Below are 23,194 nucleotides of genomic sequence, written 5' to 3' on the forward strand. Positions count from 1 at the left end.
TTATAGATTTTTTAATGTCCGCAACGGTAGTTACCGAGGTAACTATCTGCTCTCGGCTAACCACTGGGCATATTGTTTGGTGTAATAGCTGACAATCAAATCCGCTCCGGCTCGCTTTAAGCCAACAAATGTTTCAGTCACCACTGCACGCTCATCCAACGCACCTGCAAGTGCTGCAAACTTGATGCCCGCATATTCGCCGCCGACTTGATAGGCGGCGAGTGGCAAGTGGGTTTCTTGTCTTAAACGGCTTAACACATCTAAGTAGGGCGTACCGGGTTTAACCATCAGAATATCGGCGCCTTCGGCTTCATCTAATGAGGCTTCTAACAGGGCTTGGCGACCGTTGGCATAATCAAGCTGATATCCCTTGCGGTTACCACTGAGTTCACAATCGACCGCCGCTCTGAAAGGACCGTAGAAGGAAGAGGCGAATTTTGCCGAGTGGGCCAGAATCGCCACATGCTCAAAACCTGCGGCATCAAGCCCTTGGCGAATGGCTTTCACTTGACCGTCCATCATGGCCGATGGCGCTAACATGTCGGCGCCCGCTTTGGCGGCAGTCACCGATTGCTTAACTAAATTTTCGACGGTGAGATCGTTGCAGACTTCATTATTGTGCACCACGCCGCAATGGCCGTGATCTGTATATTCACAAAAACAAATATCGGGGATCACCATCATCTCAGGCACGGCGGCTTTAATGGTACGCACCATGCGGGCGAGCAAGCCATTGTCATCCCATGTGTCGCTGCCTTTATCATCCTTAGTGTGCGAAATCCCAAAGGGCATTACATAACGGATCCCGAGGGCGTAAAGTTCGCGCACTTCATCCGCCAGTGCACTCTCTGGTAAACGGCTGATACCAGGTAGCGTGGAGATAGGCACTGCGTGGGTGATGTGCTCTTCAATGAACAGGGGATGGATGAGATCGCTTAACGAAATATGGGTTTCGCGCAACAGATCGCGCATCGCTTCTGAACTACGTAAGCGTCTTAGGCGACGCAATGGAGGCGTGTTTAACATGAAATATCCTTATCGAAGGCGAGTTAGTGCAATCGTACAATAGTAAAGGAATGGCAAGGAATGAATTCAATCCAGACTTGTCTGCTCTGACAAGTAAAGTTGAAAAAGTTTCCCCAAGCTGGCGGTATTCATTAATGAGTTTATCGATCATTGACTTAGATCACATAAATCCATCAACTCCTGATTTGCTAATGGATATCATGCGGGCGCTATTTTAGCTGACTTGCTTGCTTAGCCCTTTGTTTTCGGGCATTTGATGTTATTATTTGCGCCAGTTTACTCATGGCATATTCGCACAATACCGAAATGGTCAACTTGATGCGAAATCTTGCCCGCTAATCCGGTTTTGAAATGACAATAACACACGAACACTCTGCTTGTATTCTTGCCTTAGACACTTGTACCGAATCCTGCTCAGCTGCGCTGCAATATCAAGGTCAGATTTATGCTGAACTTGCCGATGCGCCGCGTGAACACAGCCAGCGTCTGTTGCCTATGGTCGATTCAGTGCTCAAGCAAGCGGGCATTAGCTTAGATAAAGTAGCGGCGATTGCCTATGGTCGAGGTCCTGGCAGTTTTACGGGGATCCGTATCTGCACTAGCATGACCCAAGGTCTGGCACTGGGGTTAGATTTACCTGTGATTGGTATTTCAACCTTAGCGGCAATGGCACAAATGGCCATTAGCGAGCATCAAGCCGAGCAAGTGCTGTGTGCCATTGATGCGCGCATGGGCGAAGTGTATTGGGGGCAGTTTGTGGCCGTCGATGGTATTGCGACATTAGTCGGTAAAGAAGTGGTCAGTGCACCTGCCAACGTACAACTTCAGCTTGATACTCAAGCGCCCATAGTGGCTTGCGGTACAGGTTTTGATGCGTATCCGGATTTACTGACACTCGGCAAGGGGATTTTAGCTCTCGACGCCGTGAAATATCCCGATGCAAGGGCTATGCTGATATTGGCTGAGACAGGTATCAAAGCAGGGCTAACAACCTCGGTCGATGAGCTTGAACCTGTGTATTTACGTGATACAGTCACATGGAAAAAGTTACCCGGTCGTGAATAAGCTGTTCTTTGCCTGAGTATCTGCGATAGAATCTCAGGCAATTAATGCTAAGCATTCTTTACGATGAATGGCTTAACGATGAATAGTGCAAACTTAAGGCTTCTTGATGCAAGTTAATGTGAATCAAATGAGTTTGACGAATGCTGTAGCGAGTAATAGACCCGCTATAGCTCAGGGGCTAACCGCGCCTGAATCGTCACGCCCAGTGATTGAGCAAGATGCCGTCGAAGCCCTTAGTTTAGAAACCCAGCCTAAAAGTAAAAGCGCAGCGGGAAATTTACAGTCAAGGCTCGGCGCCCACCTAGAGTATGAGCAAGACACGCGTGGCCATCAGGGGGCGATAGCCCAATATTTACAAACTCAACATGCCGCCAAACGCGATGAAATTCAGCAAATGGTTGGCGTGGACTTGTATGCTTGAACATCAACAAAAGCCTCCCCGTTCTACCTCGCGATTTTCCTCTTCTAAATTAACAGGTTTAGCCGCCAGCGGTGTGCCAAGCCGTGGCTTGTTTATTATCGAGCTGGTGGTGGCGTTACTCATCACTCGCATTCCCTATTTAAGTGTGCCGTTTAAATGGCTTGAAAGCTATTTCCATGAATTGTCCCACGGCATTGCGACGATATTAAGCTCGGGCGTGGTCAGCCATATTCAGTTGTTTCCTAACGGCGCAGGCTTTTGTTTTAGCCAAGGCGGTTCGCCGATGTTGATTGGCTTTGCTGGGTATTTTGGCGCGGCCTGTTGGGGATATTTAATCTACTTGCTCGCGACTTGGCCAAAAGGGATCCGCGTGAGCTTTGCCTTGCTGGGCGCTTTAGTGGTGCTAAGCGGCTTGCTTTGGGGAAGGGATATCCTCACGCTGGCGATTCTAGCCGTACTCACTATTATTTTGTTGTTACCGCTTAAACTCAGTCAAAACAAGATGCTGACCCAGTTTCTACGTATTATTGGCTTGATGATTATGCTCAATGCGCTGGCAAGTCCAACTGTGTTGCTCGGGCTTGATGGCCAAGGTGATGCGGTGATGTTGGCAGAACGTTCTTGGATCCCCGCGTGGATCTGGGTGGGACTCTGGTTATTAACCAGTGCCTGCGCCTTGTATTTTGCGTGGCGCCGTGTCGATAACGCTGCGAGTCGCTAATCCTCAAGGTCATTTAATACCTCAGGCGTATTGTGTTTCCTCTGGCTTTTTTCCGCTTTGCGCTTTATTGGTTTGGATAAAGGTGAATTGACTCATCACTTTGACCCATAACCACTTATGTCACTCAAACCTAGGTTTTACGACTTCTATTCCTTGGATTTTTGGCCATTGGCTGCTAGCTTAAGCCTTCGGTATCCATGGAGAATTACAATGAAAAAAGTCACCTTAGTTGCCAGTCTATTGCTTGCTGGTTTATGTTCGAGTGCTACCTACGCCGATGAGAGTTTAGATAAAGTCTTAAAAAGCGATTTTCGTCAGGCTAAAAATGCCAGTCGTGACGTTTATCGTCATCCCGCTGAAACCTTAAGTTTTTTTGGCATTACCCCAACACAAACTGTGATTGAACTCTGGCCAGGTAATGGTTGGTATAGCGAGATATTAGGGCCTTATTTAGCCAAAGAAGGCCAATATATCGCCGCCAGTTTTGAAACTACTCCCGCGACGGACACGCCTGGAAATCGCTATCGTGCCAATGCTGGTACTAAGTATGCTGCGTGGATGACGGCTAATAAAGACGTCATGGGCAATGCCAAAATGGTCACTTTCGATCCCCCAAATAAGATGGACTTAGGCGCCGATGGCAGTGCCGATCTGGTATTAACCTTCCGTAATCTTCATAACTGGGCATCAAGTGATCAGTTAGAGAATGTGTTTGCCGCGTCATATAGAGTATTGAAAGACGGCGGTGTCTTTGGTGTGGTGGAGCATAGAGCCAACGAAGGGATGAATTTTAGCACTGGCTATATGGATCAAGCGGCCATGGTTGCTCTAGCCAAAAAAGCCGGTTTCACCTTAGTTGAAAGCGCCGAAATCAATGCGAACCCCAAAGATACTAAGGATTACGCCAAAGGTGTTTGGACGCTACCGCCATCCTTTGCTTTGGGTGACACGGATAAAGAAAAATTCCAAGCGATCGGTGAAAGTGATCGTATGACACTCAAATTTGTCAAAAAATCATCTTAATTACCTGACATCAGAGGCATTATGTGGCAATCTCTCGCCCCCCAAAATCAAATCGAATTTGTATTACCTCATATTAAGGTCGCGGGCCGATTATGGGGGGCGAAGGATAAACCTTTATTACTGGCCTTGCATGGCTGGTTAGATAACGCCAACAGTTTTGAGCCCTTAGCGGCACATTTACTCGATTATCAAGTGCTCGCCATTGATTGGCCTGGACATGGTTTTTCGGCGCACAGGCCGGGGCATTATCCGCTGCATTGGATTGATTACTTGTATGATTTGGATGCACTGTTAACGGCATTACCGCAAAAGCCTGTGGCTATGGTGGGGCATTCGCTCGGTGGCATTATTGCCTCGGCGTATACGGCAACCTTCCCTGAAAAGGTCAACAAGCTGGTATTGATTGAAGCGTTAAGCCCCTTGTCTGAGTCGCCAACGCAGGCGAAAGCACGACTAAGGAAAAGCTTCTATCAACACGAGAAATATTTAACCCAGAAGCATGGGCAGGCAAAAATTTACGACAGCATAGATACCGCAGTGCGGGCGAGGGCACATTTAACAGGACTTGCCGAACCTTGGTGTAGTCTGTTGCTCGAGCGTAATATGCAACCCGAAGGTGAGGGCATAGGTTGGCGCAGTGATCCTCGATTGAGATTAGATTCACCCCAACGGCTAACCTTCGCCCAAGTTGATGCCTTGATGCAGGACATCAATATTGAAACCTTATTAGTGTGTGGCAAACAAGGATTTAGCCAGTTGCAGACCGCCATACCTAAGGCGCGAACTTGGTTCAAACATTTGTCTGAACATATAATTGAGGGCGATCATCATGTGCATATGGACAATGCTGAAGGCGTTGCACGCTTGATCCGCGAATTCGTTAAATAGGCTGCCTTTGCCGCCCTAAAAAAGACGCTAGGTTTTTTGTTTTTTTTATGTGATGATGATCAAAATTAAAACGCTCGTATGATTTATGACGAGTCAATCAATAACTATAAAATGTAAGCCGGTATTTTAACTCGGTATTTATCGAGTATTGACGCTTGTATGGATATTGTTTCCGCAGTTGTGGGGATTTAGGAGAGAGTTGTGGATCAGCCTTGGATTAATCATTTGCCAAAAGATGTGCCTGCTGAAATTAATGTGGAGCAGTACTCATCGCTTGTTGATATGTTCGAAACAGCGGTGGCTAAGTATGAAGATCAACCTGCATTTATTAACATGGGTGCCACGCTAACCTATCGTAAATTGGAAGAACGCAGCCGTGCATTCGCCGCGTATCTACAAAATGAATTAAAGCTTGAAAAGGGCGATCGTGTCGCCTTAATGATGCCAAACCTGTTGCAATACCCGATTGCACTGTTTGGTGTTTTACGTGCCGGTATGGTGGTCGTTAACGTTAACCCGCTATATACCCCGCGCGAACTTAAACATCAGTTGATTGACTCGGGCGCCAAAGCCATCGTTGTCGTGTCAAACTTCGCCCGTACCTTAGAAGAAGTTGTCGAACAAACGCCCGTTGAAAGCGTCATTATCACCAGTTTAGGTGACCAATTAAGTGCGCCAAAACGCACCTTAGTGAACTTTGTGGTGAAGTACATTAAGAAGTTAGTGCCTAAATACGACTTACCCCACGCCCTATCGATGCGCGACACCTTATCAACCGGTCGTCGCATGCAATACATCAAGCCTGAAGTGACTAACGACGACTTAGCGTTTTTGCAATACACAGGTGGCACAACTGGGGTGTCTAAAGGCGCTATGTTGACCCATGGCAATATTGTCGCCAACGTATTGCAGGCCGATGGCGCTTATTCGCCCGCCTTAAACGATGGCAGCGAGTTTGTTGTAACGGCTTTGCCGCTGTATCACATCTTCGCGTTGACCGTGAATTGCCTGCTGTTTTTGCACAAAGGCAGCCAGAACTTACTTATCACCAATCCTCGTGATATCCCAGGATTTGTTGCCGAGTTGAAAAAGTATCCTTTCACTGCATTGACTGGGGTAAACACCTTGTTTAACGCGTTAGTGAACAGTGATGAATTTTCCCAGTTGGATTTTTCACGCTTGAAACTGTCTATCGGTGGCGGCATGGCGGTACAAAAAGCCGTCGCGGATAAATGGCAAGCTATCACTAAGACCCGTTTACTCGAAGGTTATGGTCTGACTGAAGCCTCACCTTTATTAACCTGTTGCCCATATAATTTAGATGGTTACAACGGTTCAATTGGTTTCCCTGCACCTTCGACGCTCATTCAAATCCGTGACGATGACGGCAAGGTATTAGCCCAAGGCGAAACCGGTGAACTGTTCGGTAAAGGTCCTCAGGTAATGAAAGGCTATTGGCAACGTCCTGAAGAAACTGCCAAAGTGATTGATACCGACGGCTGGTTAGCCACGGGCGATATTGGTTACATGGATGAGAAAGGGTTCTTCTATATTGTCGATCGTAAGAAAGACATGATCTTAGTTTCAGGCTTTAACGTATTCCCTAATGAAGTCGAAGAAGTGGTCGCACTGCATCCTAAAGTGATTGAGGTGGCCGCTGTTGGTGTACCAAACGACGCCAGTGGTGAGTTAGTGAAGGTATTTGTGGTGGCAAAAGATAAATCTTTAACCGCTGAAGACATCATTAAGCACTGCCGTATTCATTTAACGGGATATAAAGTACCGAAGCTGGTAGAATTTAGGAACGAGTTACCTAAAACCAACGTGGGTAAAATCTTGCGACGAGAACTTAGAGACGAAGCTAAGCGCGCGTAAGATTGAAGCCGGCATTTGCCGGCTTTTGTTTTTATGGACTGTGATTGACCCACAGGATCTGGAGAAGAATTTGTCAGCGTTTCAATATGTGAGTGATGAAGCAAGCCTTAATGCTCTCGTTGCCCAATATAAACAGAGTAAGATACTCGTGTTAGATACCGAGTTTGTTCGTACTCGTACTTATTATGCCAAGTTAGGTTTGATCCAAGCCTATGATGGTAAAACCTTAGCTTTGATTGATCCGGTGGCTTTACCTGATTTAGCCCAGTTTTGGGCGCTGTTATCGGACCAGAATATCGTTAAGCTTGTGCATTCCTGTAGTGAAGACTTAGAAGTCTTTGCCCATTATGGTAAATGTCAGCCTACGCCTTTGTTTGATAGCCAAATCGCCGCCTCTTTGTGTGGTATGGGTCATGGTGTAGGTTATGCCAAGTTAGTTGAAACTTGCCTTGGTGAAGTAATCGATAAAGGCGAGTCGCGTACCGATTGGATCCGCCGCCCTTTAACGGAAGCCCAGTTAAGCTACGCCGCGAATGACGTCCTGTACTTGTATCAGCTCTATCCTCAACTGGAAGCGAAACTCAGCGCCCAAGGCCGTTTAGCTTGGTTATACGAGGAAGGGGAAAGGATGACTCAGGGCAGGCTTGCCGATCCTGATCTCGACACGGCTTATTTGAAAGTGAAAAATGCTTTCCAACTGACCGAAATCCAATTGGCTTACCTTAAAGTGCTCGCCAAGTGGCGTCTTGAAAAAGCCTTAGTGCGTGATTTAGCCCTAGGTTTTGTGGTCAAAGATCATGGCCTTATCGCATTAGCGAAGAAGCAACCTAAATCCTCGGCTGACTTGTTTAAGCTCAATGATTTGACTGAGCAAGAAAAACGTATCCACGGCAAAGATCTATTACGTGTGCTGCAAACCGCTGATTTGGTCAATTTACCCGAATTAGTGGATGTGTTGGCGTTGAAGTCGGGCTACAAATCGGCCTTTAAGGCGATTAAAAGCTGCTTAGTCGAGTTGTGCGAACAGCATGATGTGCCGCAGGAAATGCTCGGTTCTAAACGTCATATCCATGAGTTTTTGCAATGGCGTTGGGATAAGCAACAAGGGGATTTGCCCGCGGTGTTATGCGGATGGCGGGGCGAGATTGCCGCTGAGTCCCTAGCTAAGCTTGAGGTCTAAGGCTTTTAATCTAGTATTTAAATCTTGCGCGTGAAGTCTTGTACTTTATGCGCAGCATTTAAGCTGGAAAACAGCCAACAAAAAGCGTCATCTTCCACAGAAGATGACGCTTTTTGCGTAATCGACTTATCTGTCAGGCAATGTGACGTTAAGTTCGAGTACCGACAGGTTCGCGTCGTTTTGATCTAACTGCACAGAAACTTGATCATCAGAAATCTGCACATATTTGCGAATAACGGCGATGATCTCTTGTTTCATCTGCGGGAAGTAATCGGGAGTGTCCCTTTGTCCACGTTGATGAGCCACAATGATCTGTAGGCGCTCTTTAGCCATTACCGCAGTGCTAGGCTTTTTCTTGCTTTTGAAATAGTCGAGTAAAGACATAATTAGCTACCAAATATCCGTTGTAAGAAACCTTTCTTTTCTTCCGTAATAAAGCGTACTGGTACATCTTCGCCCAGTAAACGTGCAACTGTGTCACTGTAGGCTAAACCTGCATCACTTTCTTGATCGATAATCACAGGCACGCCTGAGTTAGAGGCTTTCAGTACCGATTGTGATTCAGGGATCACGCCGAGTAATTCAATGGCCAGAATCTCTTTCACGTCGTCGACACTCAACATTTCGCCCGATTTTACACGGCTCGGTGAATAACGCGTCAGCAGTAAGTATTCTTTGATAGGCTCAAGGTTTAGCTCGGCACGACGGGATTTGCTCTGCAGCATCCCTAAAATACGGTCTGAGTCGCGCACTGAACTGACTTCTGGGTTCGTGGTCACAATGGCGATGTCGGCAAAATACAGTGCCATCATAGCGCCTTGCTCAATCCCCGCAGGTGAATCACACAGAATAAACTCAAAGTCTTTGGCTAAATCGTCCAGCACACGGCCGACGCCTTCTTTAGTCAGCGCATCTTTATCGCGAGTCTGTGAAGCGGGTAATACGAATAACTTGTCGCAGCGCTTATCTTTGATCAGCGCTTGATTTAAATTGGCTTCACCATTGATCACATTGACGAAGTCATAAACCACACGACGCTCGCAACCCATGATCAAGTCTAAATTCCGTAAACCAATATCGAAATCGATAACGACTGTCTTGTGTCCTTGCATGGCAAGACCGGTCGCAATCGCAGCACTCGATGTGGTTTTACCTACGCCGCCTTTACCTGAAGTGACAACAATAATTTGTGCCATGTTTCTCTCTATCCTTTGTTCTGCCATTTAGAGGGGCAATGATTCAACCATAAGCGACTCACCGTCTAGGCGAATGCAGCCGCTTTTATCTGAGCTATGTTGTTGTAGATTTTCAGCGAGCCAATATTGCCCTGCTATTGAAACGAGTTCGGCCTCCAGAGAGTGGGCTATGATGACGGCGGTGGTATCGCCAGCCGCGCCTGCCATGGCTTTCCCTCGCAATGCGCCATAGATATGAATGCTACCATCTGCGATGACTTCTGCGCCATTGCCTACCGCACCAAATATGATTAAATCACCATTTTTTGCGTAGACTTGTTGGCCTGAACGAATATTTTGCTTCACTATCTTAGTTTGGCGAGGTGCAGGCGGTGGCGTACTGCTCTGTTTTCCGGCTTTGACTATGGCAAGGCCTAAGTCTTTGGCCTGTTTACTGAGTACGGTTGTCGCGCCCGTTATGCCAACAATCACTAATTGACGTGAGATCAGCAGATCCTTTAACGCACTTAAATTTAAGCTGTCGTGTTGGATCGCACTCAGATTGACGACTAAAGGAGCACCCAGAAAAAACTGAGGAGCTTGTGCCAACTTACTGTCTAATTCAGTCATGACAGCTTGTAAATCGCTGCTATTAATATGAAGCACTGAAAGAGTAAAAGAAGCGCCTTTTAACTCTAAGCTAGGTTTTGACATCCCGGCACTATTCTCCAGAAATCATCAGTCGGTTCGCTGATTTTACAATTAAATTACTAGGCGACCATGTTATAGTGTGCCCCATTGACTGGCAAGTTTGAACTATTGGATATTTGTACTCTTATGCTATGTGCCGTTTATAAAAGTAGCCGAAAGGCTGATACTTATTTATTTGTGAAGAAAAGAGATTGTTTTGATGATGTTCCAGCGCCTTTGATGGAAATGTTCGGCGTGCCAAAGCTGGTGATGGTGTTTCCTATTGCGAAACGTGATGCGTTAGGCATGGCAGATATTCAAAAGGTAAGAGCTGCGATGGAGGAAAACGGCTTTTATTTACAAATTCCACCTCCTCAGGTGAATTTATTGGCAGAGCATAAGCTCAGTCTTGGGATCAAAGATTAAGCCAATAGCATAAAAATAACAGGAAGGTATATGCATCGATACCGTACTTATCTAACCCAAGCTTATCAAACCAATACTTACCCAGTTAAGGTTTGTCACTTTGGGGTTTATCAGAATAAGCTTTATCGACTTGCAGCATATATCTTCGCTCCCATCAGGTTATTTGTCTGTTTCATCATTTGGCTGAGTGCGTGCAGTTTGCCAGCCATGGCGCAGCAGTCGGACGAGAAAATCAGCTTTAGTGATTATTTAATTCAGTTAAAGCAAGAAGCCCGTCTTCAGGGCATCAGCCAAACGACCTTAGATTTAGCCTTTCCCCAGATCAAACTCTTCAAAAAAGCCCGAGCGACAGCCAGCCTCCAGACAGAAAAAACTCACAACCTCGATACTTATCTCGCCGACACTGTGCCCGAGTGGAAAGTTGACACCGCACGTGTACTATTTAAAGAGCATGAACAACAACTCAACGCCATCGCCAGCCAATACGCTGTTCAGCCACGCTTCTTAGTCGCGCTCTGGGGGCTTGTCTCCGACTTTGGTGAAGCTTCTGGCGATTATCCTGTGCTATCTGTGACGGCGTCACTGGCCTTTGGCGGCGAGCGCGAAGCTTTCTTCAAAAAAGAGTTTATGGCAGCGCTCAGCATAATGGATAAAGATCATATCGGTTTTCAAGATCTTAAAAGTCGTTGGAATGGCGCCATGGGACAAACGCAGCTGATGCCAACGGATTATCTTGCCTATGGGCAGGACGGCGATGGCGACGGTAAGAAAGACATTTGGCACAACACACAAGATGCGTTTGCCTCCGCGGCGTATTTGCTACAGCAACTCGGTTGGAACGGCAATGATACTTGGGGGCGACAGGTACAAGTGCCCGCAACGCTTGATTTGGCCGTCGCTGGATTAGATAAACCCCAGTCCTTAGCCCAGTGGCAAACTCTCGGTATTCGCAAGTTTGATCATACCGATTTGCCGTCCCGCGAAGACATCAACGCCTCGCTAATCATGCCCGATGGTGTTACCGGTCGAAAATACCTCGTTTATGGCAATTACCGCGCATTAATGCACTGGCAGAATACCGATTATTTCGGGATTTCTGTCGCGCATCTGTCCGAGAGAATAAAGTATCCGCCGATAAACTAGTGTAAAATAGCCCGCATTAAGCGGGCTTTTTATTGAGAAGATACAGTTAATCATGGCATTTTGGCAGAGCAAAACATTAGCGCAGATGAGCGCAACCGAGTGGGAATCCCTGTGTGACGGTTGTGGTAAATGTTGTTTAAACAAGTTGATAGATGATGAAACCGAAGACTTGTATTACACCAATGCGGCCTGCCTTTTGCTCGATCATCAAACGGCGGGCTGTCAGCATTACAGTGACCGTTTCACCCATGTCCCGCAATGTACTGTGATCACGATTGATAATATCCATGAGTTAACTTGGCTTCCCGACAGCTGCGCATATCGCCGCTTAGCGGCAGGACGTGAGCTACCGAGCTGGCATCCGCTGCTGACTGGCTCTAAAGAAGCGATGCATTTAGCGGGCATGTCGATCCAAGGCAAAGTGGTCGATGAAAGACGCGTGAAGGATATTGAAGATCATATCGTGCTATGGCCACTCAAAGATGTGGATTAACAGACGTAGATTAATTTTTACCGTCGCGTTGTCGATTGAAAAGTGACTTATTGATTGAAAAGTGAATTATTGGTTGAAACGACACTGGTTGATTGAAACAACAGTAGTTGATTGGACCGTTACCGTCAGAATGAAAAAACAACAAGGGAGCGATTATCGCTCCCTTGTGCATTTTTGGTGTTAAGTGAATTTAAATTCCATCAAATAATGCTCGACTAGATTTTTAATCCCACCATCAACTGATCAAGCTGCCCAGCTGTTGCTTGCAGCTCATCACAACCTGAAACCGACTGGTTAGCCGATTGCTCCACATCGTGGGACTGGTTGCGGATTTCCATCAGGTTAGTCGCAATCTCGTTGGCCACAGCCGATTGTTCTTCGGCCGAGGTGGCGATTAGCACACTCATTTCAAACACTTTATTACTGTGATGGGCGATAAACTCTAAGTCTTTACCCGTTTGCAGTACGTGTTGTTTGCCTTCATTCGCTTGACTCACAGTACGTGACATCACTTGGGTTAGATTGCGAGTGCCCGATTGCAGCGATTCGATCATGGTTTTGATCTCAACCGTCGCGGCTTGAGTGCGGCCCGCTAAGGTACGCACTTCATCGGCGACCACGGCAAAACCACGACCTTGTTCACCAGCGCGCGCCGCTTCAATCGCCGCGTTGAGGGCGAGTAGGTTGGTTTGCTGGGAAATCGCATTAATAGTTGATACCACTTCATCAATTTTACTGGCGTTATCATTGAGTACGCCCACCGCATTCGAGGCTGAAGAAATTTCATCCGATAACACATCGATGGCTTTGACTGTGGTTTCAATGTCTTTACCGCCCGCGCTAACTTGTTGATTAGCCTCTTGGGTTTCGGCAGAAGATTGCTCGGCATTGCGGGCGACTTCTTTCACTGCGGCGGTCATTTCTTCCATCGCTGTCGCTAGGGAGTCCAAATGTTGTCTCTGGTTCACCGCCAAGGATTGACCTTGCTGCGCTGTACTACGAAACGAGGACACTACCTCGCGGATTTTCGTTGTCGACTCGGCGATTTGTTTCACTAACAGATGCTGACGCTCCACTAAGGCATCGATACTGATGGCTAAGATACTGAATTCGTCCTTTACTTCGAAGAAGTTTAAACGTCCGGTTAAGTCACCCGATGCGGCGCGTTTTAGTGCCATCACTGTGGTATAAAGTGCGCCGCCCACGAAGGTCGAAATGTAGTAACTAAATAAAAACAACACGAACAGAAGCGCCGCCATCAGGCCGTAAACCAGCAGGTTATCTTTGGCGAGCAGGGCATCAATTTCTTTGCTGTCGAAGGGAATAATCGTGATCAGGTTTTGATCGTTAACGCGACTCACAGCTCGAGGTTGCTTACCGCTATCATCAATACCGCCACCGCTGCGAGCTAAGGATTGCGCTTTGCTGTCGGCTTCATTCACCGAAATAATGCTGACATTGCCTTTGATTTCGCGACTTAGCTGGCTAAGGATAGTTTGGCGTTCTTGCTCTGGTAGTTTGTTATATAAGGTGCCCGTGACTTGGTTGATTTGTTGTGACGCATTTTGTAGACCGTTGAGCTGTCCTTGCACTAAGGTTTGCTGGGATTGGTTATCAAGAAAAATCGCCAGTCCAACAATCATTAGCATGGGAACGATAGAGAGAATAGCGAATTTAGTTTTTAAGGTCATATGGATAAGATATTGATCTATCCAGCGAAACTTTACTTCTTTCATGAGTGCCTCGATAAAATGGGCTGTGAACCGAATGTATATCGGTCAGTTTGCCATAGACTTGATAGTTTTCTGTTTTGTAATGATTTATATCGCTAATGTAGTCTAATTGCAGTCGTTATTGTGTTGTTTGCTGCAATTTTGGCAGGGTACAGGCATTAGTTTACAGTTTAGTTACAAATGCTGCTAGTGGCTGAATAGAGAACTTGTTTCGGTCAGAATTGAGGTTTGGATTTCACCTTGAGCAAAACTCAGGCTCTGAACTGGGGTAACACATGAATTTGCATGATAAAAACCCCCAATAAGCCCTAGTAATATGCCGCTCGCTCGCGTAAAATTTCTATCCTTTTATTTCGTTATAGCTAGCAAAGCGTCTGGCATTAACGCCCGATAACCTGAGCACCCAAATAGCCTGAAAGTTTGGCGCCCATAGCACTTGTTTATCAAGCGCGACTATGCAGTGGAAGAGAAAATGCAGCAGTTAACTGAGATCGTAGAACAAGCCTTAGTCATTATTGACCAGGCCAGTGATCTAAAAGCACTGGATGATATCCGTGTCGATTACCTGGGTAAGAAAGGTAAGATCACCGACATGATGAAAATGATGGGTAGCTTAAGCCCTGAAGAAAAGCCAGCCTTTGGCCAAGCGGTCAATGATGCTAAACAGGCGATTCAACAAAAATTAACTGAGCGCATCGATGGTCTGAAGAGTTCGGAACTGGAAGCCAAATTAATCGCTGAAAAGATTGATGTGACTTTGCCAGGCCGCACCCAAGAGATCGGTGGCTTACATCCAGTGACGCGTACCATTGAACGTATCGAAACCTTTTTCGGGGAATTAGGGTTCTCGGTAAAGCAGGGTCCTGAAATTGAAGATGATTTCCACAATTTCGATGCGCTGAATATCTCTGAGCACCACCCAGCCCGTGCCGATCATGATACCTTTTATTTCAATCCTAAACTGATGTTGCGTACCCAAACTTCTGGCGTGCAAATCCGTACTATGGAAACTGAAAAGCCACCATTACGCATTATTTCGCCGGGTCGTGTTTATCGTAACGATTACGACCAAACGCACACACCAATGTTCCACCAAGTGGAAGGGCTGTTGGTTGATGAGCATGTGAACTTTGCCGAATTGAAAGGCATTTTGCATGACTTCCTGCGTAACTTCTTCGAAGAAGATCTGCAAGTGCGTTTCCGTCCATCTTACTTCCCATTCACTGAACCTTCAGCGGAAGTGGACGTGATGGGCAAAAATGGTAAATGGCTAGAAGTGCTTGGCTGCGGTATGGTACATCCGAATGTGCTGCGCAGCGTTGGCATAGATCCAGAAAAATACTCTGGTTTTGCTTTTGGTATGGGTGTCGAGCGCTTAACTATGTTGCGTTACGGCGTAAACGATTTACGTGCGTTTTTCGAAAACGACCTACGTTTCCTGAAGCAATTTAAATAACGGAGCTGTAATAGCATGAAATTTAGCGAATCTTGGCTTCGTGAATGGGTAAACCCTTCAGTCAGCCGTGAAGCATTATCCCACCAGATCACTATGGCCGGTCTCGAAGTCGATGACGTTGAAGCCGTAGCAGCCGATTTTAGCGGTGTCGTGATTGGTGAAGTGGTTGAGTGTGGTCAGCATCCCGATGCTGATAAACTGCGCGTGACCAAAATCAACGTTGGTGGTAGCGAACTTATCGATATCGTCTGCGGTGCACCAAACTGCCGTCAGGGCCTTAAAGTGGCCGTGGCTATGGTTGGTGCTGTTTTACCTGGCGATTTCAAAATCAAGAAAGCCAAGCTGCGTGGCATGCCATCAGAAGGCATGTTGTGCTCGTACAGTGAGCTTGGCATTAACGTCGAAAGCGATGGCATTATCGAATTGCCATTGGACGCGCCACTTGGCACTGACATCCGCGATTATCTGCAACTTAATGATGCCGTTATCGATGTAGATTTAACGGCTAACCGTGCCGATTGCTTAGGCATGGCAGGTCTTGCCCGTGAAGTAGGCGTGTTAAACCGCCAAGCTGTGGTTGAGCCACAGTGGCAAGCCGTTACGCCAACGACAGATGCACAAGTCACGATTAATGTTAAGGCGCCAGCCGCTTGTCCACGTTACTTAGGCCGTGTGGTTAAAAACGTCAATGTGAAAGCGCCTACGCCATTATGGATGCAGGAAAAACTGCGCCGTAGCGGTATTCGCTCTATCGATCCTATCGTTGATATCACTAACTTTGTGTTGATTGAATTCGGTCAACCTATGCACGCTTTCGATCTTGCCAAGTTAACGGGCGATATCCAAGTGCGTTTAGGCACTGGCGAAGAGAAAATCACCCTGCTCGATGGCAGCGAAGTGACCATCCCAAGCGATACCTTAGTGATCGCCGATGATGCGCGTCCATTAGCCCTTGCAGGCGTGTTTGGCGGCGAATATTCAGGTGTGAGCGACACGACCCAAGACATACTGCTTGAATGTGCGTTCTTCGCGCCTCTTGCCATTATGGGTAAGTCACGTCGTCTAGGTTTGCATACAGATTCATCACACCGCTTTGAGCGTGGTGTTGACCCTGAGATGCAGCACAAGGTTATCGACCGTGCGACCCGTTTAGTACTGGATATCTGTGGCGGTGAAGCAGGCCCTGTGGTGGAAGCTAAATCAGAGGCTGATTTACCCAAACCTGCACAAATCGTTCTACGTCGCAGCAAGTTAGATAGAATTTTAGGTCACCATGTACCAGACACAGATGTGGTCGAAATTCTACAACGTCTCGGCTTTAGTGTGGTTGTGGGCCAAGATAGCTGGCAGGTCACCACTGCGACTTATCGTTTCGATATGGCGATTGAAGAAGATTTGATTGAAGAAGTGGCGCGTATTTACGGTTATAACAATATCCCGAATACGGCACCCGTTGCCGCGCTGCGTATGTCAGATCATAAAGAATCTGACTTAAGCCTAAAACGCGTGCGTGCCTTATTGGTCGCTCGTGGCTTCCAAGAAGCGGTAACCTACAGCTTTGTCGATCCAAAATTGCAAAATCTGGTTCACCCTAGTTTAGACGCTATGGTGTTACCAAACCCAATTTCCAGTGAAATGTCGGCCATGCGCCTGTCAATGTTCACCGGTTTATTGGCCGCCGTTGGCTACAACCAAAGTCGTCAACAGAGTCGCGTGAGACTTTTTGAAACTGGCCTGCGCTTTGTTCCTGATATCAATGCAGAATCCGGTGTAAGACAGCAAGCAATGCTCGCTTGTGTCATTACTGGGCTCCAAAATGATGAACATTGGGCTATGGAATCGAAAACTGTTGATTTTTTCGACCTTAAAGGTGATTTAGAAGCAATTATCGGCTTGACAGTTTCCGCATCAGAATTTAGCTTTAGAGGAGCGACGCATTCTGCTCTCCATCCGGGGCAATGTGCTGAAATATTGAGAAATGATCGAGTGATCGGTCATATAGGTGCAATCCATCCTAGTTTGGAGAAGCCTTTTGGACTCAATGGTAAAACCATCGTTTTTGAGTTGGAATTGGATGCTTTATTGCATACCAGTTTGCCGCTAGCCCAAGCTGTATCTAAGTTTCCAGCTAATCGTCGTGACATCGCAGTCGTAGTAGATGAGAGTGTATCTGCAGGTGATGTAATGAAATTGATAAGAAAAGTTGGCGAAAATCAGTTGGTTGGCATAAACTTGTTCGATGTATACTTAGGTAAAGGTGTTGAACCTGGCAAGAAGAGCCTGGCGATAGCACTTACATTACAAGACACTACTCGTACGCTTGAGGAAAAAGAGATTGCTGAGACCGTTGGTTCAGTCGTTTCTGCCCTTAAGTCCGAGTTCAACGCATCGTTGAGGGATTAAAGTATGGCACTTACCAAAGCCGAAATGGCAGAACATCTTTTTGAAACACTCGGAATGAACAAACGTGTCGCCAAAGAGATGGTTGAGTCGTTCTTTGAAGAGATTCGGGGCGCACTTGAAAGTGGTGAGCAGGTCAAGTTATCTGGCTTTGGCAACTTTGACCTTAGGGACAAGAATCAAAGACCGGGAAGGAACCCAAAAACAGGCGAAGATATCCCAATTTCTGCTCGTCGTGTCGTGACTTTCCGTCCCGGCCAAAAGCTGAAAACTCGTGTAGAAGCAGCAAACACGGGTAAGTAATTTCGTTTGTTTGATGGGAAAGCCACTCCTTAGAGAGTGGCTTTCCTGTTTATTTTTTTGTGCAATATCTCCATTATTTCTATCCACTGTCTGAGGTGAATTCTTTGTCAAGACAGCCCAAACATTTCGACCGTCGCTTTAAACTCGCCTTATTACACCCTAAATACTGGGCCACTTGGTTGGCGATTGGTCTATTAGTGATTTTCGGACTCATGCCCGCATGGCTGCGTGATCCCATTGCAAGATTATTGGCAATATTAGTGATGCCGATTGCCAAAAAGCCCATTAGTGTTGCAAGAGCCAACTTAAGAGCGTGCTTTCCTGAACAATCTGCCGTCGAGCTAGAAGCGTTAATCCGTGAGAACGTACAAAACTTCGTTTTAGTCTTGTTAGCACAGGGCGAATTGCTGGTGCGCTCAAAAGCGCATTTGCGTCGTCGAGTGAATTTAATCGGCTTTGAGCATGTGACGAAAGCACAAGCGGCGGGGCAACCGATCATTTTCATCATGCCCCATGTGTGGCCAATCGATTATGCCGGCTTACGCCTTAACCTAGAGTTGCCTATGGTGACGATGGCCAAAGCCCATAAAAACGGCTTATTCAATTGGTTTAGTAATCGTGTGCGCAGCAGCTGTGGTGGCCATGTGTATATGCGTGAGGCGGGGATTCGGGCGTTATTAGCCGAGCTTAAGCGCGGTAACAGTTTCTTTTATCTTCCCGATGAAGATTTAGGCCCAGAACAAAGTGTGTTTGCACCTTTTTTAGGCACAGTGAAAGCAACGCTGCCTGTTGTTGGGCGTTTAGCGCAGGCGGGTAATGCCCAAGTGCTACCTGTAAAGATTGGTTACAACCAAGCGACACGTCAGTTTGATCTCACTGTGATGACGGCCGTTGCACCCGAAGACATGGTAGGCAAGGAAAACGAGGCGTTGGCGCTGAACAAAGTGGTCGAGCAAGTGATCTTAGCTTACCCTGAGCAATATATGTGGTTCCTACGGGTGCTCAAGACGCGCCCAGAGGGTGAAGCTTCTATCTACGGTCAATGACGGGCCTGTCAATTTAGTATGGCTAAAAATGGCTTTGAGCGCTCAGTGCTCAAAGCCATTTTTGTTTTAGCAAGCTGTGCTTACCAGTGATGAGCATTCTTCAATCTATCGCTAGCGAAAGGAACTTTACTGGGAAGCCACTGAAAGGTATCGTCTAGAAATAAAACACTTAATAATACAAACCGTTAAATAAGCGCAAAGTCACCTTGGACTTGTTGCTTGGTTCAACGTAGTTTGACTTGTTAGCAGGTCATTCCCTTTAATTGAGCAACCTGAGCATTCAAGGCTAGATGAGATAACCTATGCGCATACCCATATTTCAAGTCGATGCTTTCACCAAGCGGCGTTTTGCTGGAAATCCTGCAGCGGTTATGCTGCTGGAGCGTTTTCTGGATGATGCTGTGTTACAGCAAATGGCTGCTGAAAACAATTTAGCTGAAACCGCATTTCTGGTTCTCGACGCTGGCGACTATTTGTTGCGTTGGTTTACACCGACGACTGAGGTTCCACTTTGCGGCCATGCTACATTGGCGAGTGCGGCAGTTGTCATGGAGCGGTTGCAGCCAAGTCGTACTAAAGTGGTATTCCACTCTATCAGCGGTCCACTCACGGTCACTCGAACGGAAGCCGGTTACATTATGGATTTCCCTGCTCGGTACCCTGAACGGGTGGACATGCCAATTGGGATGGCCGATGTACTGGGTGCGATTCCCATAGAGGTTGCCGCAGATGCTTTCAACTATTTAGTTCTGTTAGACAGCGCACAGGCAGTTCGTGAGCTCAGCCCTGATATTGCCGCGATTGCTCGTATGGATCGCGGCGGGCTGATTGTGACTGCGCCAGGTGACAATGGCTACGACTTTGTGAGCCGCTATTTTGCACCAGCCAAAGGTATTCCTGAAGATCCTGTGACCGGTGGTGCACACTGCGGGTTGGCACCATATTGGGCTAAGCGACTGAACAAAAAGTCGTTTAGGGCATATCAAGCCTCAAAGCGGGGTGGAGAGATACAGTGCCGAGTGGTTGGGGATCGTGTCGAGCTGGAAGGCGCCTGTGTTTTCTATTTGGAAGGTGAGGTGTTGATTTGAAAGCTTTAGTGGTTCTTGTCATTGTGGGGCGGTGCGTTTTGAGATTATGTCGGACTTTCCAGAACTGACAACCTGCGATTGTTCTATTTGCCGACGTAAAAACGCACTCATGGTTAAAGTTCACCAGAGTCAGTTCAAGCTGCTTGAGGGCTCTGATTCGCTGACGCTCTATCAATTTCATACTTGCACTGCACAGCATTATTTCTGCAATGTTTGTGGTATTTATCCCTTTCATCGAAAACGCGTTACGCCTGATTTCTTGGGGATCAATGTATTCTGTCTGGAGGGCTTTGAGCCATCAGATATCCCTGTTCGGGCGACAGTTGGCGCGGGCATGGCGTAAGAAATCATGCGTCAGTTAGTCTGCATTAAAGTATGACACAGGATAGAGCGCTGCTTTGAGGCTGATGACATCACCATTCATCCCTAAAGTGGAATGTGAATCTGACAATCTGTGTGGCAGCCTCATGCCAAGTCGATGCTTCGTATAGCTAAATCTATTGGCGTTCACATCCTTTAATCCTCTTCTTGCTCCATTTCAAGTTGCATCAGTAGCATGTCTTCGCCATCGAGAACGCGGGTGCGATAGCTTTGACACGCAGGGCAGACGATGGTGCGTTCACTCAGCACGGATTCGCTCTGGCAGTCTTGGCAAAGTATTACTAGCGGCTGAATTTGGATATTGAGCTGGGCAGCTTTGCAAATGCTATCGAGCTTAAAGGTATCGAAGGCGGTTTGCAGCAGGCTAGGCTCAACCCCGCTCATCACCCCCAGTTTGATATCCACTCGGGTGATTTTAGTGGCGTGATTGGCCAGCGCGTGCTGCTCGCATTGCTCAATCAGGGCACTCACAATCGAATATTCGTGCATCAGCAAATCCTTGGCAGCAGTTCACCTTGGGGAAGATCGAGATAACGCTTGGTATTCCAAGGCGTTCTTAGCACGACTTTTCCCGCCAGTTCATCACTCACAGTGCCGATTATCGCTGCATGCTCACAGTGGCCAAAGCGTTGCATGATCTCGAGCGCACCTAAGGCGATGTCGTTGGGGACGGCGAGGATGAAAGTGCCTTCATTGGCGAGATCCATGGCTTCGAAACCATAGAGTTCACACAGACCTTTGACTTCATCGCTGACGGGAATACTGGCCTCATTGACTGTAATGCCGACATTGGAGGCGACGGCCCATTCGTTGAGCACTGCCGATAAGCCACCGCGAGTCGCATCGCGCATCGCATGAATGGGAATATTAGCGGCGATCAATTGCTCGACTATCGGCCAGAGCGTCGCGCAGTCACTTTGCAATGCCGATTCGAGTGTGAGTCCTTCTCGCGCCATTAAAATCGCTGCGCCGTGGCAACCAATATCACGGGAAACAATAATGGCATCGCCCACAGTGATATTTGCTGCTGAGATGTTGGGACGCAAGATGCGGCCAATGCCTGAGGTATTAATAAATAAACCATCGGCACAGCCCTTGGGCACGACTTTAGTGTCGCCGCAGACAATCCGAGCGCCACTTTGTTTGAGCTCTTTTGCCATGCTGCGGACAATAGTCGTTAAATCATTGATAGAAAAGCCTTCTTCGATAATCACGCTACAGCTCAGATATTGAGGCTCTGCGCCCATCATAGCGAGATCGTTGACTGTGCCCGCGATAGCAAGTTTGCCGATATCGCCGCCGGCAAAAAACAAAGGGGAGACGGTAAAAGAGTCAGTAGTAAAGGCGTTGGCGCCGTGCAAATCGAGTTTGGCAGCGTCTTCTTCGCTACGAAGGATTGGGTTATCAAATTCGGCAAAAAACAGATCGCGGATCAGTTTATTCATTTCTTTGCCGCCACCGCCGTGGCTGAGTTGAATGGATTTATCTTTTAGCGTATCAGCCATGATGTGGCTCCTTGATATCGATACCTTGATAGCGGTAATAGGCGTTACATGCACCTTCGGAGCTGACCATGCAGCTGCCTAGGGGCGTTTCTGGATTGCAGCCGCGGCCAAAAACTTTACAGTCCTTTGGTTTAGCAAGCCCACGAAGAATGTCGCCACACTGGCAGGCTTTATGATCGTCAATTTCCTTCACGGGTAGGCGCTCTTTAAAGCGCAGTTCGGCGTCCCTGTGGGCATATTCGGGTTTGAGCTGCAGGGCTGAATTGGGGATTGGGCCTAGTCCACGCCAGCGAAATTGCGGTCTGACATTAAAGAATTGATTCACTTTGGCCTGTGCCGTGAGGTTGCCGTTCTCCGATACTGCGCGGCTGTATTGGATATCGAGCTCCGCTTTGCCCGCGGCTTTTTGGTGCACAATCCGTAAAATCGACTCCATCACATCAACGGGTTCAAATCCTGCGACAACCACAGGCGTACCATAGTTTTCGACTGTGCTGCGATAGATTTTGGCGCCGCTGATCACGCTCACATGGGCGGGGCCGATAAAGGCGTTCACCCTCGCTTTCGGGTCGTGCATCACGGCATCAATCGCGGGCGGCACTAATACATGATTGATATGAAAGATTAGATTTTCGAGTTTTTCGTGTTCGGCCAGCTGCAATAAAATCGCCGTCATTGGGGTTGAGGTTTCAAAGCCGATGGCAAAGAACACTACGGTTTTATCGGGATTGTCGCGGGCAATTTTGAGCGTATCTAAGGGATCATAAATCGGCCGAATATCGCAGCCTTTCGCCCTAAAGCTGGCTAAGGAACCCTTAGAACCGGGCACACGGATCATATCGCCCAGCGTCACTAAGATGACATTCTCTTGGGAGGCCAGCGCCGCCGCTTGGTCAATGCGCTCTTTCGGCATAATGCACACAGGACAACCTGGACCGTGGATAAACTCAATATTATCAGGCAGTAAATCCAGTAAGCCGTATTTCATAATAGTGTGAGTATGACCGCCACAGACTTCCATGATATTGATTGGTTGCTTAACCAATTTAGCAGTTAACTGAATATCCCGCGCTAAATTGGCAATCGTTTGGGGATCGCGAAAGCCTTGATAGAGGTGTTTTAGTTCAAGCATGCTCTTTCCTCGGTGCACTCGATA

At 47.3% G+C, this 23,194-nt stretch carries 24 protein-coding genes; 16 read left to right on the top strand and 8 right to left on the bottom strand.

Annotated elements, in window-relative coordinates; all coding sequences use genetic code 11:
• Positions 1–42: 42 nt before the first annotated feature.
• Positions 43–1,026 carry a porphobilinogen synthase gene (hemB, locus tag BM607_RS04170; RefSeq protein ID WP_012088999.1) on the bottom strand — a complete coding sequence of 328 codons (984 nt, stop codon included), beginning with the start codon at positions 1,024–1,026 and terminating at the stop codon, positions 43–45.
• Between the two features lie 351 nt (positions 1,027–1,377).
• On the opposite strand from hemB, the gene tsaB reads away from it, so the two are divergent.
• From tsaB to rnd, 7 genes are all read left to right on the top strand, one after another.
• Positions 1,378–2,091, top strand: a complete 714-nt coding sequence (gene tsaB / locus BM607_RS04175) for a tRNA (adenosine(37)-N6)-threonylcarbamoyltransferase complex dimerization subunit type 1 TsaB (RefSeq protein WP_012089000.1) — start codon at positions 1,378–1,380, stop codon at positions 2,089–2,091.
• A gap of 106 nt (positions 2,092–2,197) precedes the next feature.
• The gene (locus tag BM607_RS04180) at positions 2,198–2,512 is read left to right on the top strand and encodes a hypothetical protein (RefSeq protein ID WP_006081355.1); all 315 of its coding nucleotides are present in this window, start codon (positions 2,198–2,200) and stop codon (positions 2,510–2,512) included.
• Positions 2,505–3,233, top strand: a complete 729-nt coding sequence (locus BM607_RS04185) for a M50 family metallopeptidase (RefSeq protein ID WP_006086386.1) — start codon at positions 2,505–2,507, stop codon at positions 3,231–3,233. The genes BM607_RS04180 and BM607_RS04185 overlap by 8 nt, the downstream gene beginning before the upstream one ends.
• A 210-nt stretch (positions 3,234–3,443) precedes the next feature.
• Entirely contained in the window at positions 3,444–4,256 is an 813-nt protein-coding gene (locus BM607_RS04190; protein ID WP_071938807.1) for a class I SAM-dependent methyltransferase, read from the top strand.
• A gap of 21 nt (positions 4,257–4,277) precedes the next feature.
• A complete protein-coding gene (locus BM607_RS04195) occupies positions 4,278–5,144 on the top strand; it encodes an alpha/beta hydrolase (RefSeq protein WP_071938806.1) in 867 nt (288 codons plus the stop codon).
• 201 nt (positions 5,145–5,345) lie between these two features.
• Complete coding sequence (gene fadD / locus BM607_RS04200; protein ID WP_071938805.1) at positions 5,346–7,019, top strand: long-chain-fatty-acid--CoA ligase FadD; 1,674 nt, start codon at positions 5,346–5,348, stop codon at positions 7,017–7,019.
• Between the two features lie 70 nt (positions 7,020–7,089).
• Complete coding sequence (gene rnd / locus BM607_RS04205; protein ID WP_071938804.1) at positions 7,090–8,199, top strand: ribonuclease D; 1,110 nt, start codon at positions 7,090–7,092, stop codon at positions 8,197–8,199.
• Between the two features lie 126 nt (positions 8,200–8,325).
• Here the strand turns inward: rnd and minE are convergent, their stop codons facing one another.
• The 3 genes from minE to minC are packed head-to-tail and all read right to left on the bottom strand — an operon-like array spanning position 8,326 to position 10,088.
• Entirely contained in the window at positions 8,326–8,583 is a 258-nt protein-coding gene (minE, locus tag BM607_RS04210) for a cell division topological specificity factor MinE (protein WP_006081361.1), read from the bottom strand.
• A 2-nt stretch (positions 8,584–8,585) separates the two neighbouring features.
• Entirely contained in the window at positions 8,586–9,395 is an 810-nt protein-coding gene (minD, locus tag BM607_RS04215) for a septum site-determining protein MinD (RefSeq protein ID WP_006081362.1), read from the bottom strand.
• A gap of 27 nt (positions 9,396–9,422) precedes the next feature.
• Positions 9,423–10,088 carry a septum site-determining protein MinC gene (gene minC / locus BM607_RS04220; protein ID WP_087486474.1) on the bottom strand — a complete coding sequence of 222 codons (666 nt, stop codon included), beginning with the start codon at positions 10,086–10,088 and terminating at the stop codon, positions 9,423–9,425.
• A gap of 123 nt (positions 10,089–10,211) precedes the next feature.
• Here minC and BM607_RS04225 point away from each other — a divergent pair, with 123 nt between their 5' ends.
• The 3 genes from BM607_RS04225 to BM607_RS04235 are packed head-to-tail and all read left to right on the top strand — an operon-like array spanning position 10,212 to position 12,126.
• Positions 10,212–10,490: a YcgL domain-containing protein gene (locus tag BM607_RS04225; protein WP_006081364.1), complete on the top strand. Its 279-nt coding sequence runs from the start codon at positions 10,212–10,214 to the stop codon at positions 10,488–10,490.
• Between the two features lie 30 nt (positions 10,491–10,520).
• Entirely contained in the window at positions 10,521–11,633 is a 1,113-nt protein-coding gene (locus BM607_RS04230) for a lytic murein transglycosylase (protein ID WP_071938803.1), read from the top strand.
• 52 nt (positions 11,634–11,685) lie between these two features.
• Positions 11,686–12,126, top strand: a complete 441-nt coding sequence (locus BM607_RS04235; protein ID WP_006081366.1) for a YcgN family cysteine cluster protein — start codon at positions 11,686–11,688, stop codon at positions 12,124–12,126.
• Positions 12,127–12,341: 215 nt separating this feature from the next.
• Here the strand turns inward: BM607_RS04235 and BM607_RS04240 are convergent, their stop codons facing one another.
• Positions 12,342–13,862 (bottom strand): methyl-accepting chemotaxis protein, encoded by a 1,521-nt coding sequence (locus BM607_RS04240; RefSeq protein WP_071938802.1) that lies wholly within the window; start codon positions 13,860–13,862, stop codon positions 12,342–12,344.
• A gap of 469 nt (positions 13,863–14,331) precedes the next feature.
• Here BM607_RS04240 and pheS point away from each other — a divergent pair, with 469 nt between their 5' ends.
• The 6 genes from pheS to BM607_RS04270 all read left to right on the top strand — a co-directional run bounded on the left by pheS (position 14,332) and on the right by BM607_RS04270 (position 20,495).
• On the top strand, positions 14,332–15,315 hold the full coding sequence (gene pheS, locus BM607_RS04245) for a phenylalanine--tRNA ligase subunit alpha (RefSeq protein WP_006081368.1): 984 nt from the start codon (positions 14,332–14,334) through the stop codon (positions 15,313–15,315).
• Positions 15,316–15,330: 15 nt separating this feature from the next.
• Entirely contained in the window at positions 15,331–17,718 is a 2,388-nt protein-coding gene (pheT, locus tag BM607_RS04250; protein WP_071938801.1) for a phenylalanine--tRNA ligase subunit beta, read from the top strand.
• Between the two features lie 3 nt (positions 17,719–17,721).
• A complete protein-coding gene (gene ihfA / locus BM607_RS04255) occupies positions 17,722–18,018 on the top strand; it encodes an integration host factor subunit alpha (protein ID WP_006081370.1) in 297 nt (98 codons plus the stop codon).
• Between the two features lie 104 nt (positions 18,019–18,122).
• A complete protein-coding gene (gene lpxM / locus BM607_RS04260) occupies positions 18,123–19,064 on the top strand; it encodes a lauroyl-Kdo(2)-lipid IV(A) myristoyltransferase (protein WP_071938800.1) in 942 nt (313 codons plus the stop codon).
• 302 nt (positions 19,065–19,366) lie between these two features.
• Entirely contained in the window at positions 19,367–20,152 is a 786-nt protein-coding gene (locus tag BM607_RS04265; protein ID WP_071938799.1) for a PhzF family phenazine biosynthesis protein, read from the top strand.
• Between the two features lie 46 nt (positions 20,153–20,198).
• On the top strand, positions 20,199–20,495 hold the full coding sequence (locus tag BM607_RS04270; RefSeq protein ID WP_071939276.1) for a GFA family protein: 297 nt from the start codon (positions 20,199–20,201) through the stop codon (positions 20,493–20,495).
• A gap of 173 nt (positions 20,496–20,668) precedes the next feature.
• Here the strand turns inward: BM607_RS04270 and hypA are convergent, their stop codons facing one another.
• Genes hypA through hypD form a run of 3 tightly spaced genes read right to left on the bottom strand, consistent with a single transcriptional unit; the run spans position 20,669 to position 23,170 of the window.
• A complete protein-coding gene (gene hypA, locus BM607_RS04275) occupies positions 20,669–21,022 on the bottom strand; it encodes a hydrogenase maturation nickel metallochaperone HypA (RefSeq protein WP_071938798.1) in 354 nt (117 codons plus the stop codon).
• Positions 21,022–22,038, bottom strand: coding sequence for a hydrogenase expression/formation protein HypE (gene hypE / locus BM607_RS04280; RefSeq protein ID WP_071938797.1), 1,017 nt, complete (start codon positions 22,036–22,038; stop codon positions 21,022–21,024). The genes hypA and hypE overlap by 1 nt, the downstream gene beginning before the upstream one ends.
• Positions 22,031–23,170 carry a hydrogenase formation protein HypD gene (hypD, locus tag BM607_RS04285; RefSeq protein WP_071938796.1) on the bottom strand — a complete coding sequence of 380 codons (1,140 nt, stop codon included), beginning with the start codon at positions 23,168–23,170 and terminating at the stop codon, positions 22,031–22,033. The genes hypE and hypD overlap by 8 nt, the downstream gene beginning before the upstream one ends.
• Positions 23,171–23,194 lie beyond the last annotated feature (24 nt).

The sequence above is a fragment of the Shewanella sp. SACH genome (assembly GCF_001887095.2).
GTDB lineage: Bacteria > Pseudomonadota > Gammaproteobacteria > Enterobacterales > Shewanellaceae > Shewanella > Shewanella baltica.

Excerpts from the sequence above, each read along its gene's own strand:
- hemB (WP_012088999.1), bottom strand. The coding sequence starts at position 1,026 with ATGTTAAACACGCCTCCATTGCGTCGCCTAAGACGCTTACGTAGTTCA.
- tsaB (WP_012089000.1), top strand. The coding sequence starts at position 1,378 with ATGACAATAACACACGAACACTCTGCTTGTATTCTTGCCTTAGACACT.
- BM607_RS04180 (WP_006081355.1), top strand. The coding sequence starts at position 2,198 with ATGCAAGTTAATGTGAATCAAATGAGTTTGACGAATGCTGTAGCGAGT.
- BM607_RS04185 (WP_006086386.1), top strand. The coding sequence starts at position 2,505 with ATGCTTGAACATCAACAAAAGCCTCCCCGTTCTACCTCGCGATTTTCC.
- BM607_RS04190 (WP_071938807.1), top strand. The coding sequence starts at position 3,444 with ATGAAAAAAGTCACCTTAGTTGCCAGTCTATTGCTTGCTGGTTTATGT.
- BM607_RS04195 (WP_071938806.1), top strand. The coding sequence starts at position 4,278 with ATGTGGCAATCTCTCGCCCCCCAAAATCAAATCGAATTTGTATTACCT.
- minE (WP_006081361.1), bottom strand. The coding sequence starts at position 8,583 with ATGTCTTTACTCGACTATTTCAAAAGCAAGAAAAAGCCTAGCACTGCG.
- minD (WP_006081362.1), bottom strand. The coding sequence starts at position 9,395 with ATGGCACAAATTATTGTTGTCACTTCAGGTAAAGGCGGCGTAGGTAAA.
- minC (WP_087486474.1), bottom strand. The coding sequence starts at position 10,088 with ATGTCAAAACCTAGCTTAGAGTTAAAAGGCGCTTCTTTTACTCTTTCA.
- BM607_RS04225 (WP_006081364.1), top strand. The coding sequence starts at position 10,212 with ATGCTATGTGCCGTTTATAAAAGTAGCCGAAAGGCTGATACTTATTTA.
- BM607_RS04230 (WP_071938803.1), top strand. The coding sequence starts at position 10,521 with ATGCATCGATACCGTACTTATCTAACCCAAGCTTATCAAACCAATACT.
- BM607_RS04235 (WP_006081366.1), top strand. The coding sequence starts at position 11,686 with ATGGCATTTTGGCAGAGCAAAACATTAGCGCAGATGAGCGCAACCGAG.
- BM607_RS04240 (WP_071938802.1), bottom strand. The coding sequence starts at position 13,862 with ATGAAAGAAGTAAAGTTTCGCTGGATAGATCAATATCTTATCCATATG.
- pheS (WP_006081368.1), top strand. The coding sequence starts at position 14,332 with ATGCAGCAGTTAACTGAGATCGTAGAACAAGCCTTAGTCATTATTGAC.
- pheT (WP_071938801.1), top strand. The coding sequence starts at position 15,331 with ATGAAATTTAGCGAATCTTGGCTTCGTGAATGGGTAAACCCTTCAGTC.
- ihfA (WP_006081370.1), top strand. The coding sequence starts at position 17,722 with ATGGCACTTACCAAAGCCGAAATGGCAGAACATCTTTTTGAAACACTC.
- BM607_RS04265 (WP_071938799.1), top strand. The coding sequence starts at position 19,367 with ATGCGCATACCCATATTTCAAGTCGATGCTTTCACCAAGCGGCGTTTT.
- BM607_RS04270 (WP_071939276.1), top strand. The coding sequence starts at position 20,199 with ATGTCGGACTTTCCAGAACTGACAACCTGCGATTGTTCTATTTGCCGA.
- hypA (WP_071938798.1), bottom strand. The coding sequence starts at position 21,022 with ATGCACGAATATTCGATTGTGAGTGCCCTGATTGAGCAATGCGAGCAG.
- hypE (WP_071938797.1), bottom strand. The coding sequence starts at position 22,038 with ATGGCTGATACGCTAAAAGATAAATCCATTCAACTCAGCCACGGCGGT.
- hypD (WP_071938796.1), bottom strand. The coding sequence starts at position 23,170 with ATGCTTGAACTAAAACACCTCTATCAAGGCTTTCGCGATCCCCAAACG.